The following is a 13656-nucleotide window of genomic DNA, read 5'->3' as shown; positions in this document are numbered from 1 at the left end:
GGCATGCGAACGAGAACAATCAAGGCTGATGGTGTCGAACTCGCGACCGAAGCATTCGGCGATCCCGGCAGTCCGGCAATACTGCTCATCATGGGTTCCATGGCGTCCATGCTGTGGTGGCCGGAAAAATTCTGCGGGCAGCTTGCGCTTGGAGGCCGCCATGTGATCCGGTATGACAATCGCGATACGGGACTTTCGACGAAATATCCGGCCGGCAAACCTCAATACAGCTTCGACGATATGGCCGACGACGCGATTCGCGTGCTCGATGGCTACGGCATCTCCGCGGCCCATGTCATGGGCATGTCCATGGGCGGCATGATCGCGCAATTCGTGGCCTTGAAACATCCGAACCGAACCCGAACACTGACGCTGATAAGCACGTCTCCTGCAGGCGTTGATACCGCCCATTTACCCGGAACGACTGCCGCGTATATGGAGCATTCGGGGAGGGCCGCCGATCTCGACTGGTCAAATCGCAATCAGGTCATCGAGTTCATGGTTGCAGACGTGCGAGCGATCGCGGGTACAAGGCATTCGTTTGACGAGCAGCGAGCGCGAGAATTTATCGCAGCCGATTACGACAGGGCGCGAGGCTTTGAAAATGCAACCAACCATTTCCTGCTGTCCGGTGGAGACGAGTGGAAGGATCAACTTACTCGCCTTGAAGCCCCACTCCTTGTTATCCACGGTACGTCCGACCCCATCTTCCCCATCGAACATGGCCGGGAATTCGCTAATGTCGTGCAACAGGCGAGACTGGTTGAAATCGAAGGGGGTGGACATGAACTTCATCCAAAGGACTGGGATATCATGCTTGGCGCATTGATCACGCATACGTGCGAGTGAACGTCCGGATAGTTCGAAAAGTTCTTCCTGAAACGCTACTCCAGCAGATGCCGGAACGCAGCGACGACTTCCTCATATACCTTGCGCTTGAAGGGCACGATGAGGTCCGGCAATTGTGTCATTGGCTTCCATGCCCATGTGTCGAACTCCGCTGTGTGACCGCCGGGTGGCGGGTTGATAGCGATTTCGTTCTCATTGCCTTCGAAGCGATAGGCGAACCACTTCTGCGTCTGGCCGCGGTACTTGCCTTTCAGAGCCACGCCCACCAGATGAGGCGGTAGGTCATAGTTGATCCAGTTGGGTGCTTCCGCGAGGAGCGACACGGATTTCATGCCCGTCTCTTCGTAGAGTTCGCGTAGAGCCGCCGGTTCGGGGTCTTCCCCGAGGTCAATCCCGCCTTGCGGCATTTGCCAAAGCTGGGTCGAGCCATCCATCTCGTCATTGGCAATGACGATGCGGTGACCGGTCCAAACCAGCCCCTGCCTATTAAGCACCATGATGCCAACGCAGGGGCGATAGGGTAGCGATTCCGGATCGACTGGTTTCCTGTTCTTGCTCATGAATGCTCCCGCTAGTTTTTTTCCGGGTCGCGGACAAGGGCGGAAACCGGGACTATCTCGATCCCGCGCGCCTTCGCCTCGTTGGCCCATGATGTTACCGCCTCAACTGTCACGTCGAAGGCTGAGCCCGTGGCAATGGCCGTGCCCTTGGCACGGGCGATGCGCTCCAGCTCGTCAAGTTTTTTCAAGATCGCACCGCGATCCTGCGAAGCATCGATCAGGACGTCTGCCGCTGCAAAAGGCGAACCCTGTTGCGCGGAAACGCTGTCGGCCTTGCTGCGCGCCGATGTGCCATCGTCGAGGTAAAGCAGACCCCGCTTCGCAACATCCTGAATGACTATCGTCATTGCATCCGGCTCGGCGGTGAAACGCGCGCCCATATAGTTCATGACGCCTGTATAATTGGTGATGCGGCCCATCGCCCGGTGCAGGTTTTCGAGCGTCGCTGCTGGCGATGCATCTACTGTCAACGTATTGCGGCCCGGATTGACCCGCGGATAATCATAGGGCTCGAGCGGGATCTGCATCAGGATTTCGTGCCCGTTCTGCCGTGCTGCCTGCATCCAGCGGAGAAGGCTATTGCCTTCCGGCGAGAATGCCAGGGTGACTTCCGGAGGCAACGTCTGAACTGCATGCTGCGAACCCGTCTGAGACAGACCGAGTCCGCCGATCACAATGGCGACGCGAGCACCACGTGCGCCCGACCAGGCCCCGGCATAGACATCGAGCGCGCGCCGGCCATCGGGCGCGACGACCGGTAGTGGTCCGAACGGGCTTTGCTCCAGCAAATCAGGTTCAGGGATATGAGCGGTGCGCGGGTCTTGCGCGCGTTTCATCGGATCGCCGACCACGATGAGCTTGGGTCCCCCTTGAGGAGCCGTGACGATATTGCCGGGTTGGCTCTTCGCATCATCTGCAGGTGCAGGTGACTGAGGGCGCGGCGCCGTTTCCACGAGTTGTGGCTTAGGTGTCTCGGGCTGCGGCCTGCGGAAACCCTGATGGCTGGTATAGGTGATGAGCGAGGAGAGGCCAAGGACCAGACCAACACAGACCGCAGGAAGCATCCAGGAGGATCGCCCGGCGGTTGGTTTTCCATGTGGCCGTTTGCCGTTTTGTCCCAGCGGCCGGTTCAGGTCGGAGTTCACGCGTTGTGGCCGATGGCTATTTTGATGGAGGTCGCGAGGCTGGGAGAAGAAACCATGGGGACCAGACTATAGGAGAAAAGCCCGGTCCCCATTTTCATATCAGTTGGGCACGCCTTTCTTGGGGTCGGCGGGGAAGGCTGCGTTTGCCTGTTCGCCGCGCAACAGCTTGAGCGCCTGGATGAGCTGCAGGTCGTCCTTTGGATCCGGCGGCACATAGGCGATGGAGCCGGAACCCTCAGCGTCCTCCTGTACGCCCTTGATGTGACCCTTCAGGCTGGATTCGCTCATTGGCTCCGCCTTGCCCTGAAGATCAGCCGGAAGCGGCTGGTCAACGGCGATATCGGGAACAATTCCCTTGCCCTGGATGGATTTGCCGGCAGGCGTGTAATAAAGCGCCGTCGTCAGACGCAGGGCGCCGCTTTCACCCAGAGGTATGATCGTCTGAACAGATCCCTTGCCGAAGGAACGTGTTCCGAGGATGGTTCCGCGACGATGATCCTGCAATGCACCGGCAACGATTTCGGATGCACTTGCCGAGCCACCATTGATCAGGACGATAAGGGGTTTGCCGTTGGTCAGATCGCCGGGGCGAGCATCAAAACGGGTAATATCCTGTGGATCGCGGCCCCGTGTCGAGACGACTTCCCCCTTGTCGAGGAATGCATCCGAGACGGCCACGGCCTGATCGAGAAGACCACCCGGATTGAGGCGCAGATCGAGAACGAAGCCCTTGAGCTTGTCGTCCGGAACCTTGCTCTGGATGTCCTTGATGGCGCGCTGCAAATCATCCGAGGTCTGTTCCGTGAAGGAAATGACCCGAACATAACCAACGTCATTGTCGATGCGCGAACGGACGGCCTTCACCTTGACGACGTCACGGACGATCGTAAGCGTGATCGGTTTATCGGCACCCTGGCGGATGAGTGTAAGCTCAATGGGCGTGTTAACCTCGCCGCGCATCTTGTCAACGGCGTCGGTGAGCGTCATGCCGCGTACTTCAGTGCCATCGATCTTGGAAATGTAGTCGCCCGCGAGGACGCCGGCCTTCGATGCAGGCGTGTCCTCTATCGGGGCAATGACCTTCACCAGTTCATTTTCCATGGTGACTTCGATGCCGAGACCACCAAATTCGCCTTTGGTCTGAACCCGCATGTCCTGTGCCGCTTCGGCGTTCATATAGGAGGAGTGTGGGTCGAGCGAGGTCAGCATGCCGTTGATGGCGCTTTCCACAAGCTTCTTGTCATCTGGCGGAGTGACATATTGGGCGCGTACGCGCTCGAAAATATCACCAAAAATTGATAGCTGTTTATAGGTATCGGTGCCCGCAGCTTCTGCAGCTGTGGTGGGCAAGGCTCCCTGCACAACGACCATCGCCGTTGCGCCCATCAGGGCTCCGGCCACGAGAAGCGTTAGCCTACGTATCATTTGCGGTCCTTCCAGCAAGCCTTTCCGCCCACCAAGGAGCGGGATTAACAGGTTTTGTATCCTTTCGGAACTCAATGTAAAGCATTGGAGCTCCATTTCCCATCGGAACAGGCGCGGTACTCGCAATAAGTTGCTTGTTCATCACACCGACCGGTTCTCCCGCCAGAACGAACTGGTTTTGGGAGACGTTGATTTTATTCATACCTGCCAAGACAACATGATATCCGTTGCCCGCGTCAAGTATCAAGAGCTGACCGTAGGACCTGAACGCTCCGGCATAAAGGACCACCGCGTCCGCCGGAGATGTAATGGTCGCACCTGCGGCGGTCTCGAGCGTATCACCCTGAACCGACCCGCCCAGGCCGTCGTCGTCGCCGAAGCGCTTGACCAGCTTGCCTGCCGCTGGCATGGAAAGACGGCCTTTCAAAGACGCGAAATTGACCTGGGCCGAAAGTCGGCTCTGGCTGGAAGCAAAATCATTGGCACGTTGCTGGCTGGCAGCGATCTTCTGCTGCTCCTCTGCGCTGGCCGCCGCGGCTGCCTGCTTGACTTCCTTCATGTCCTTTTCCATGGAGGCGATAAGATCGCGAAGCGACGTGGCGCGCCTGGCAAGGTCTTCCGCGCGCCGTTGTTCCGCGACGCGTGTTTCCTCGGAAGTTGCCTGGAGTTTCTGTTTCTCGGCAAGAAGAAGATCAAGCCGCTTCTTTTCCTCCGCCTGCCCGGACAGGGCGGCGGTCAAGCGGGCCCTTTCCTCGTCGATGGAAGTCGTTACACGGGTCAGATCCTTAAGATCCGCGATCAGCGCATCGGTCTGTTGACGCATTTCAGGAACGACTGCGCCAAGAAGAACAGCGCTTCGCACGGATGCGAGAGCGTCATCAGGGCGAACGAGAATTGCCGGCGGCGGATTAAGTCCCATGCGCTGCAAAGCCGCCAGCACTTCGGCAAGCGCCCCGCGACGTGACCTCAGCGATGTTCTGATACCGTCCTGGCGCTCGCGTAATCCGGTCAATTTGTCGCTGAAACTGGCAATGTCTTCGCTCAACTTCATTTCAGTTTTCGCAGACTGGATCAATGCTGCGGTTATCGTCGCCTGATCCTTCTTGAGACCCGCGATCTCCTTGTCGAGTTCGGCGACACGGCCCGACGAGAGAGACATCTGTCCGGTCAGTTGGTCGAGTTCCCTTGCGGTCTCGGCGCGCTTGATGTCCAGCGTCTCGGGTGCCGGTTGAACCACGGCTTCCTGTGCCTGAACGCCCCGTTGCATCGCGAGAGTACAAGCAAGGGCGAGAACCACGACAACGGCATTTGCAAATGCGCGTCTGCCATGTTCAAAGATTGCCTGTGGTACCTCGAATTTCATTGCCGGACCGGATTGAATTGTGTGGTTGATCTCGACTTTAGGGAGACTTCGATTAAGGAAGTATTAACCATAATCCGGCCGCGTCGATAGGAGCGATTATTTATGGATCGGCGTGGCGGAATTGCGGCATCGTCAACCACCCTCTACGTGCCTAAGGTTGTGCCGGGGATGGAAATCGCTCGAACATGCATATAGATACTCGACATCTGCATCCGCGAAATACCCTTCAACTGGCGATGTTGAGCATCCATGTATGATGCAGCCGCGTCGCAATGGTTCTTGATATGACTGATCTGACGATCGTAATACCCTGTTACAACGAGGCCGGAAACATCGGTAATCTGGTGCGGGAAATCAACATGGCCCTCTTATCAGGGCCATCTTACGAGATCGTCATCGTGGACGATGGATCGGCGGATGGATCGGCGGAGGAGGCAGCTGGCGCCGGCGATCACACCCGTGTGCTGCGTCATGAAAAGCGCACTGGAAAATCGCGTGCCCTGATGAGCGGCTTTGCCGCAGCCAAGGGCACATGGATAGCAACGCTGGACGGCGACGGTCAGAATGATCCTGCCGATATAGCCCGTCTTTGGCCGCGTCTCGAGGGCGCGGCACCCGCGCTTTTCGCGGGTGTAAGGAAAAGGCGCAATGACGGCATCGTCAAACTGCTTACTTCACGATCGGCCAACTTCGTTCGCAAGCGGCTATTGAAGGATGACTGCCGGGATGCCGGATGCGGGTTCAAGGTGCTTCCGGCAGTTCTGGCGCAAAGCCTGCCCTATTTCGACAACATGCACCGTTTCATACCGGCCCTGTCGCGACGGGCGGGCCTACCTGTGATCGAGGTGGACGTGGAAGACCGGCCGAGACTCGCCGGCGTATCGAAATATGGTTTCTTCGACCGCGCGGCGGTAGCATTCCTGGACACGGTAGGAGTGTTCTGGCTTATCCGCCGCTATTCTGATCCGGTGTCTGTAACCGAGATGAATAGCGCTGGAAGCTGAATGTCCGCAATGCCCCGCTGAAGTTTCTGACCCTTGCGGTAACGCGCGTTACAGGTCCGACGGGCTTCGCATCGGCGGGTAGCCGCGTCAGCGCACCGTCGCCGGGGGCATCGCTTCCCTGCCACACGAGCACGACATCGGATGCCTCTCCCCGTTCAGGCGGCCAGCGCAGCAGGGCCGCCACATTGCCCGCATCGTCCTGGCGATTTGAAACGATATTTGCTGGCGTGGGGTTTTGGGCGCGGATGGCTTGCGCGACAGCATCAAATGGGAAGTTGAACCTTGCCGTGCCAAAGAGTGCAATCGCTGCAACCGCAAGCGGAGCAAGGACATACAAGCAACCGGCAATAACCAGCAAATTGCGCGCGCCCAGGACCTGCGGCAGACAAAGCGCGAGGACGATTGCGGTGGGTGCGAGGATTGGCGCCATGTATCTCTCGGCGACTGAGTGATAGTCGGCGGCGAATACCAGCACTGCGAACGCGCCAAGGCCAATCAATATGGTGCGCAGGAGGAGCATACGTACATCGGAGTCGCCGTCTGGCGCGGGCCGGGGATGATCCCTGACCCGGCCCACGCGGAAAAAGATGAGCGCCGGCCCGGCCCAAAGAAATGCCGAAATCAAAAGGCTGGCGAGTCCGTCTATCCCGACATGCGGAAGATCGAACGATTCGAGATATCCGATCGCCGCGGAGAGTTTGTACATCCGGCCTGCCGTCGCGGCCAAAGGAGCATTGAGCGCGGCAACCACGACAGGTGTGAAGGCGGCAACGAATATGATGACAGAAACCAGGAATTGCGGGCGAAAAATCTGCCGGCGCACGCTGGGTGTGAGCGCAGCGGCGATGAGAAAGCTGCCAAGGAAAATGAAGAAATTGTATTTGGCCAGTGCGCCGATCGCAGCCCATATTCCAAACAGGACATAGGCTTTCACCCCTTTGCCTTCCCTCAACAAAGCGAAGGAATGGACCAGACCAATGGATGCAGTGAGAACGAGGATAGTGTGTGCCGTGGTCTGGATGGACATCCATACTATCTGAGGCAGCAAGGCGGACGCCACGAGTGCAAGAATACCGGCCCTGTCGCCGCCCAGCCGGCGCGCGGCATCAAACGTGAGCCAATGGTAAAGTCCAAGCAGTGACAGCCGCACGAGAGCAACGGCGAACACCCAGTTCCAGCCTGTCAGTTCCAGCGCCAGCCGGACAAGCCAGTTGTACATTGGCGGATGCGAATTGCCATAATTCCATGCGAAGGCAACTTCGCCTACGAATTGCGCCTCGTCGATTTCCATGAATCGCGAGAGAAAGAGGCGCAGTATGAAAATCGCCAGAATGTAGAGAACGATTGCACGCGGGGCGTAACGTGCGAGTTTCGACCAATCGATTGCCGGGCCATCGAGCGAGGCCATGCTGAAGTTTCGCCAGAACAATCGTGGCCCCCAAGCTTTCGTTCAGCGTGACCTACTACAAAAAACAAGTTTGCCGCAATCCCAAACAGGCAGCTTCACGAATCGAAAAAGCCGCCGGCAAGAAACCGGCGGCTTTCTATTTTGAAACTAGGCCCGGCGGATTATGCTGGCGATCAAAGAGATCAGCAACAGCGCCAGGAACACGTAGAAAATGATTTGGGCGATACCCGCCGAAGCACCAGCTATACCACCAAAACCCAACGCGCCTGCAACAAGTGCTATGATCAGAAAAATTACCGCATAGTAAAGCATCTACCATCTCCCTGTCTTGTCGAGTTCACAACGAGCACAGAGAGATTTTGTTCCGATTCCCGGGTTCAAGCCTTGGCTTTGCTGGTTTCCTTGAAGAACAGAGCTTGCGTGATCAGCGCCTTAACCATGTCGGGATTGAACGGCTTGGTGACGAGGAATGTTGGCTCGGGACGTTCACCCGTCAGCAACCGTTCAGGGAAAGCCGTGATGAAGATAACCGGAATCGCGTCCTGGCTGAGAATATTGTTTACAGCATCAATGCCGGAACTTCCGTCGGCAAGCTGAATGTCAGCGAGAATCATGCTCGGATGCGTCGCAGAATAAATCTTCAGCGCCTCATCGCGTGTACGTGCGATGCCAACGACACGGTGTCCAAGGCTCTCCACCATGTGTTCGATATCCATGGCAATCAACGGTTCGTCCTCGATGATCAGGACGTCGGTCGCGATCTGTTTGGAAATGCCGGCAGAGGCTTCGTCCAGCAAGGCATAAAGCTCGCTATCGGTAACGTCGAGGATCTCCATGGCCTCGGCCTGGCTGAAACCTTCGAGGCTGATCAGCAGGAAGGCCTGCCGGGCCTTTGGGGCAATTGCGGTCAGATTTGCAGCCGCATGCCTTTCCCAGCCGAACTCGGACTTCAGTTCGAGCGGGCGAACATTGACGGAATTGAAATGTTTGATGAGCAGTTTGTAAAGGCTCGCACGATCGGACCCAGCTTCGGGGAAAAGTGAAACGTCAGTGATCAGGATTTCAAGTGTGGCAGCGACATAGGCGTCGCCGGAAGATTGGGAGCCAGTGATGGCACGAGCGAAACGGCGGAGATAGGGCAGATGTGGAGCTATCCGGGTGGACAATGACATTATAGTGAGTTCCCTGTTCAGGTGGGTATCATGAAGGCGTCGACGAACCTGTTACCTGAAACACTTTCGCAAAAAAAAAGTTCCGTGCAATGGAACTTTCTGTTCCGTCGCGAATTGTCGTCATTAATGTGCCTTGAGTACAGGCATTCCTCATGCTTAGCGACGAACGACCAGCAAAGATCAAACGATGAACGCTAAAAAGAATTCTATTGACGCTCCTGAGAAGGTGCGGGTTCGCCGCCGCGACGTCAAGAATGCCGAGACAGAAATTGGTTTGAAGTTACGTGCACTTTACGCATCTGTACAGGAGGAGGAAATACCCGCTCGTTTTCTTGATCTTCTTGAAAAGCTGGATGAGGCTGAACGCAATCACCCGCAGTCGTTCGAATAGCAGGCTGTTGAATGGTACATGAATCCGCTGACTTCAAGAGGGATCTGATAGGTGCGCTGCCGAAGTTGCGCGCATTTGCAGTATCCTTGATTGGCAATCCCGACAGGGCCGACGATCTGGTGCAGGATACGATCATGAAGGCCTGGGCAAAACAGGACTCGTTCGAGCCGGGCACCAACATCAAGGCGTGGCTTTTTACGATCCTTCGCAACGAATTTTACAGCCAGATGCGCAAGCGCGGACGAGAGGTCCAGGATTCCGACGGCGTCTTCACCGAGCAGCTTTCCGTTCACCCTGCGCAGTATGGCTCTCTTGATCTGCAGGATTTCCGCAAGGCCCTTGAAAAACTCCCCGACGATCAGCGCGAAGCAATCATCCTGGTGGGTGCGTCGGGTTTTTCCTATGAAGAAGCTGCCGAGATTTGCGAGTGCGCGGTAGGGACGATAAAAAGCCGTGTAAGCCGCGCCAGAACACGTCTCCAGGAACTGCTCGAAATTCAGGGTGAGGTTGACTATGGCCCTGATTCGATCTCAACGCAGGTCACCTCCAACAAATTTGCCTGATACATGAACTTGACTTGCTTCGCTCGGCGTCCATCTATTGGCTCCAGTGTTCGAGAACGGGAATCAAAGAGTGTGCGGCGCGCTGGGTTCGCCAATGTTCCTGTTTTTCTGGTGACAAAGGGAACGAGACGTGATGCGGGCGGCGCTTGCCTATGCGCTTCGACCACACGGGAGGACAGTTATTATGGAGGATGCAACTCTTGTTGTGGTGGCGCAGAACGGTCATGAATTTCTCGCAAAGACCGCTCAGGGGACTTGCGATCATATTGTCGCTCGCCATGATCATCGGATCGGCATCATCGACGATCATCATTGCTCGCAGTGTCAATAAACAGATCGACGATATCCTTGCGACGTACAAGGTCCGTGAACAGGCCTACACCACTCTGGCGCTTTTGAACGAGGCTCACAGTAGCCAGCGCGGATTCATCTTGACCCACAGTGACGCTTTGCTCGACTTATACCGGAAAGCCGCTGCCCGCCTCGACGAGAGCCTCAACACACTCGCGGAAATGACAAAGGGCAATCCACGCCAGCAGGCAATCGCAACACGTGTCCGCGACTTGACCAAAGAGAAACAGAAAACCGTAGAGGCGGCGCTTTCCCTGACACTTACGGGCAAGCACGCGGAAGCGCTTGCATCGCTCGGACCGAATTTCGGTGTCGGCCAACTTGATGAAATTCATAGAACGGTAGACAGTTTTCTTGCCGAGGAAGATCGCAGGCTTATCGAGCGCAATATCGACGTGGACGCGATGAGAAGCTGGCTAACAATCGCCGCACTCTCGTCACTTGGCGGCGCGCTGATCCTGGCAGCCGTACTGGCGAACCGCACGCGGCGTTACGTGCGCAAGCTGACGGAGGGTCAAACATTGCTGCTTTCAGAGAAGAACATCCTTGAAGACATGGTGCAAAGCCGGACAGCGGAGCTTGAAAAGACGATGCTGACGGCGCGGCGGGAGCGCGCCCGGGTCGAAGCACTGCTGCAGGAGTCCGATCACAGGATCGGAAATTCTCTTGCCACGGTCTCCTCGCTCCTCGGAATTCAGATGCGCGACGTGTCGTCGGACGAAATTCGCGCCGCATTGGGAGCTGCGCGCGATCGAATCCAGACCATCTCGTCGGCCCACCGGCGTCTTCGGCTTGGCAAGGATCACGAAACGGTCCGGGCCGACGAGTATTTGCCGGAGGTTGTCGCGGACATCAAAACGGCGACTGCCCATGATAGGGATATCAACTTCGTCGCCGAGCTTGCGCCGATCAACCTGAGCTCGCGCGATGCGACAACCCTTGGCATCATTATCGGGGAATTGACGATGAACGCGATAAAACACGCGTTCCCCGACGACAAGGCCGGAGAGGTGAAAATTATTCTCGCGCGGGCCGAGGATGGCGTCCTGATGCTAGAAATCTCTGATACAGGCGTCGGCATCGAGACGTCGAACAGAACCTCCTCGGGACTAGGTTCTCTCATCGTGAACCAGCTATGCAGGCAGTTTGATGGAGATGTGGTTTATTCGGAAAATCCGGGCGGAGGCACGTTGGTGAAAGCAAGGTTGCCGGGCCTGGCAGAGGTGCAGCCAGGTCAATCTGCTCAGGACGAAGATAATCGTATCGACGTCTCCCGTGCTTAGCTGAACATGGGCTTCAGGCGTCGCGGCGAAGACTTTTCGCTTGAGCGTGGAGGGGCTATTTCTAGTTAACTCGGCCTCTTAGGAACAAAGGGCATAGGGTAGCGTTCCTGAGGAGCTGTATCGGTGGTATGAGTAGGGTGGCTCCTGAGAGACATCATGTTGTGGATATGAAACCGGGAATTTCAGAGGACACGTCGGAATTTCTGTCCGGGTCGTCGCGCCGTGATGTTCTTTCAAGTCTAAGAGTGCTTGAAAGGAGGGAGCGCGACGAGGATCTCCGCGAGTTAACGGAACTCGCCATGTCATTATCGGAGACCGACGCTGCGCAAATCTCGCTCGTCAATGAAGAAAAGAGCTCCATGCTCGCTCATGCAGGCCGCGATCGCCCTGTCGATATTTGGGCTATCGAAGCGAGCGCTCTGGCAGCGTCTGACAGAAGCTGCCTCGTAGTTCTCAATGCGGCTGAGGACGTGCGTTATTCCGCAGTTGGCGCTGTAGCCCGGAAGCCGAACATACGGTTCATCGCTGTCGCGCCTATCTGCGTGTCGGGAGAGTGTATCGGAGCTCTCAGTGTACTATCCCGGGAACCAAAAACCCAATTTGGCTCCAGGCTGCAAGCGCAACTCATGCACCTGGCGAGACTTGCTGGTTCAATCATAACGCTCAAGCGCGAATCGCGTGACCGAACCGACGCGATGACAAAGCTTCATCTCGACGAAGACCGGAACTCCATGGCGCTGGAGGTAGGCAATGTCGGGAGCTGGGTATGGGATCTGCGCACCGGCAGGTTCAGCGGCAACAGGAAGGCCTATTCAATGCTTGGCCTTGATCCGGAACAACCGATCAGCGGCGAGGATGTGTTTCGTGCGATGCACCCGGACGACTTCCCGGTGATGAAGTCTGCGTTCACCCGGGCGTTGGTCAACAATCAGGATTATATCGGAGAATTCCGGGCGGCGGCTTCCGGTCAGTGGCTTCTTGGCCGCGGCCGTGTGTTCGAGCGGGATGCCCAAGGAAAGCCTGTGGTCGCTGTGGGGGTCAACATCGACATCACCGACACGAAGAACGCTGCAGAAAAGACCCGGCTCCTATTACGCGAGCTAAATCATCGGGTGAAAAACACGTTGGCGATGCTTCAATCACTCGCACGGCAGACGCTCAACCGAACCTCTGACCCAGCCGAGTTCATGGAAGCTTTTTCTGGTCGTCTCCGCGCCATCTCCGAGGCGCACACATTGCTGTCCGACCGTGAATGGAGCGGGATCAGCCTGGTTGATCTTCTGGCCAAACAGGTTGAACCCTATGCGATTTTCAGCCCCCAGCAGATCGAGCTGGCGGGCGAGGACATCGTGCTGCCGCCGGACCATGCTCTCGGGCTTGGCATAGCGTTGCACGAACTTGCAACCAATGCGGCGCGACATGGCGCTCTTTCCATTGCCACGGGTCATGTACGCATCACATGGCAGATCGAGCCGGGGCTCGATCAATCTCGTGTTGTCATTCACTGGGCAGAGACTGGCGGGCCGCGTGTATCACCACCGGAAGCACGGGGGCTGGGCGAGAGATTGATCGAGCGCAGCCTGGACAAAGTGCTTTCGAGCAGTGTCAGATTGAGCTACCTGGATACTGGATTGGAAGCCGTGATCTCAATGCCCGTCGGCGATGACTCACACATCTCCGCTGGTGGTTGACGGGTTTCTCCGAGGCCGTCTCTTTGACTTGGTCTTTGACAGAAGCGACAGACCGCCGAACGCGGCGATGGGAACAGCCAGCATCATCAGCGCACGTGATCGCAGGATCACAGGAGCTGCGGCGAGAGCGGCCACTGTGAGAAGGGCAGACGTATCAACCTTCGTGCGGTCGCGCTGACGCTTCCGCTCAGCCCCTTCAGCGACCTTCATCGCGGCAAAGGCAATGACGGCCAAGACGAGCGAGCCACCCGCAAGGGTGAGCGCTGCGCGCATATCGCCGTAGCGGTCAGCGAGCCCAATATAGGCTGCAACAAGCAGGAAAATTACAGCGATGGTTGAAAGCAGTGCGATAACGACGCCAAACACGGCGTTTCGCTTTATCCTTTTGACGGCAAGGCCAACCTCACCGGCAGCCAGGCTGGTCAAAAGTGGGGCCAGCAGTTTCAACATG

14 protein-coding genes are annotated in these 13656 nt (G+C 57.0%); 6 read left to right on the top strand and 8 right to left on the bottom strand.

The window, feature by feature from the left end; genetic code table 11:
* Positions 1–3: 3 nt before the first annotated feature.
* Positions 4–849 (top strand): alpha/beta fold hydrolase, encoded by an 846-nt coding sequence (locus CU100_RS00640; protein ID WP_106714641.1) that lies wholly within the window; start codon positions 4–6, stop codon positions 847–849.
* Positions 850–884: 35 nt separating this feature from the next.
* Here the strand turns inward: CU100_RS00640 and CU100_RS00635 are convergent, their stop codons facing one another.
* From CU100_RS00635 to CU100_RS00620, 4 genes are all read right to left on the bottom strand, one after another.
* A complete protein-coding gene (locus tag CU100_RS00635; RefSeq protein WP_106714640.1) occupies positions 885–1409 on the bottom strand; it encodes an RNA pyrophosphohydrolase in 525 nt (174 codons plus the stop codon).
* Positions 1410–1420: 11 nt separating this feature from the next.
* A complete protein-coding gene (locus CU100_RS00630; RefSeq protein WP_106714639.1) occupies positions 1421–2473 on the bottom strand; it encodes a divergent polysaccharide deacetylase family protein in 1053 nt (350 codons plus the stop codon).
* Between the two features lie 180 nt (positions 2474–2653).
* Positions 2654–3979 carry a S41 family peptidase gene (locus tag CU100_RS00625; RefSeq protein ID WP_106714638.1) on the bottom strand — a complete coding sequence of 442 codons (1326 nt, stop codon included), beginning with the start codon at positions 3977–3979 and terminating at the stop codon, positions 2654–2656.
* The gene (locus tag CU100_RS00620) at positions 3969–5342 is read right to left on the bottom strand and encodes a murein hydrolase activator EnvC family protein (protein WP_245418890.1); all 1374 of its coding nucleotides are present in this window, start codon (positions 5340–5342) and stop codon (positions 3969–3971) included. The genes CU100_RS00625 and CU100_RS00620 overlap by 11 nt, the downstream gene beginning before the upstream one ends.
* A gap of 284 nt (positions 5343–5626) precedes the next feature.
* On the opposite strand from CU100_RS00620, the gene CU100_RS00615 reads away from it, so the two are divergent.
* A complete protein-coding gene (locus tag CU100_RS00615; protein ID WP_106715906.1) occupies positions 5627–6346 on the top strand; it encodes a glycosyltransferase family 2 protein in 720 nt (239 codons plus the stop codon).
* Here the strand turns inward: CU100_RS00615 and CU100_RS00610 are convergent.
* The 3 genes from CU100_RS00610 to CU100_RS00600 all read right to left on the bottom strand — a co-directional run bounded on the left by CU100_RS00610 (position 6288) and on the right by CU100_RS00600 (position 8926).
* Positions 6288–7754 carry an ArnT family glycosyltransferase gene (locus CU100_RS00610; RefSeq protein ID WP_106714637.1) on the bottom strand — a complete coding sequence of 489 codons (1467 nt, stop codon included), beginning with the start codon at positions 7752–7754 and terminating at the stop codon, positions 6288–6290. The two genes, CU100_RS00615 and CU100_RS00610, sit on opposite strands and share 59 nt — an antisense overlap.
* A gap of 147 nt (positions 7755–7901) precedes the next feature.
* Complete coding sequence (locus CU100_RS00605) at positions 7902–8066, bottom strand: DUF1328 domain-containing protein (protein WP_027231091.1); 165 nt, start codon at positions 8064–8066, stop codon at positions 7902–7904.
* A 65-nt stretch (positions 8067–8131) separates the two neighbouring features.
* On the bottom strand, positions 8132–8926 hold the full coding sequence (locus tag CU100_RS00600) for a response regulator (protein WP_106714636.1): 795 nt from the start codon (positions 8924–8926) through the stop codon (positions 8132–8134).
* A gap of 187 nt (positions 8927–9113) precedes the next feature.
* Between CU100_RS00600 and CU100_RS00595 the strand changes: the two genes are divergently transcribed.
* The 4 genes from CU100_RS00595 to CU100_RS00580 all read left to right on the top strand — a co-directional run bounded on the left by CU100_RS00595 (position 9114) and on the right by CU100_RS00580 (position 13205).
* Positions 9114–9317 carry a NepR family anti-sigma factor gene (locus CU100_RS00595; protein WP_106714635.1) on the top strand — a complete coding sequence of 68 codons (204 nt, stop codon included), beginning with the start codon at positions 9114–9116 and terminating at the stop codon, positions 9315–9317.
* Between the two features lie 11 nt (positions 9318–9328).
* Positions 9329–9880, top strand: coding sequence for an RNA polymerase sigma factor (locus CU100_RS00590; RefSeq protein WP_106714634.1), 552 nt, complete (start codon positions 9329–9331; stop codon positions 9878–9880).
* 224 nt (positions 9881–10104) lie between these two features.
* Positions 10105–11514, top strand: coding sequence for a sensor histidine kinase (locus CU100_RS00585; RefSeq protein WP_170113705.1), 1410 nt, complete (start codon positions 10105–10107; stop codon positions 11512–11514).
* A 128-nt stretch (positions 11515–11642) separates the two neighbouring features.
* Complete coding sequence (locus CU100_RS00580) at positions 11643–13205, top strand: sensor histidine kinase (RefSeq protein WP_106714632.1); 1563 nt, start codon at positions 11643–11645, stop codon at positions 13203–13205.
* On the opposite strand, the gene CU100_RS00575 is transcribed toward CU100_RS00580, so the two are convergent.
* Positions 13182–13655: a hypothetical protein gene (locus CU100_RS00575; RefSeq protein ID WP_106714631.1), complete on the bottom strand. Its 474-nt coding sequence runs from the start codon at positions 13653–13655 to the stop codon at positions 13182–13184. The two genes, CU100_RS00580 and CU100_RS00575, sit on opposite strands and share 24 nt — an antisense overlap.
* Between the last annotated feature and the right edge of the window lies 1 nt (position 13656).

This window comes from Phyllobacterium endophyticum (assembly GCF_003010935.1).
In the GTDB taxonomy this organism is placed as follows: Bacteria; Pseudomonadota; Alphaproteobacteria; order Rhizobiales; family Rhizobiaceae; genus Phyllobacterium; species Phyllobacterium endophyticum.
The sequence above is the reverse complement of the archived record's forward strand: the minus strand, read 5'-3'. Positions and strand labels throughout refer to the sequence as shown.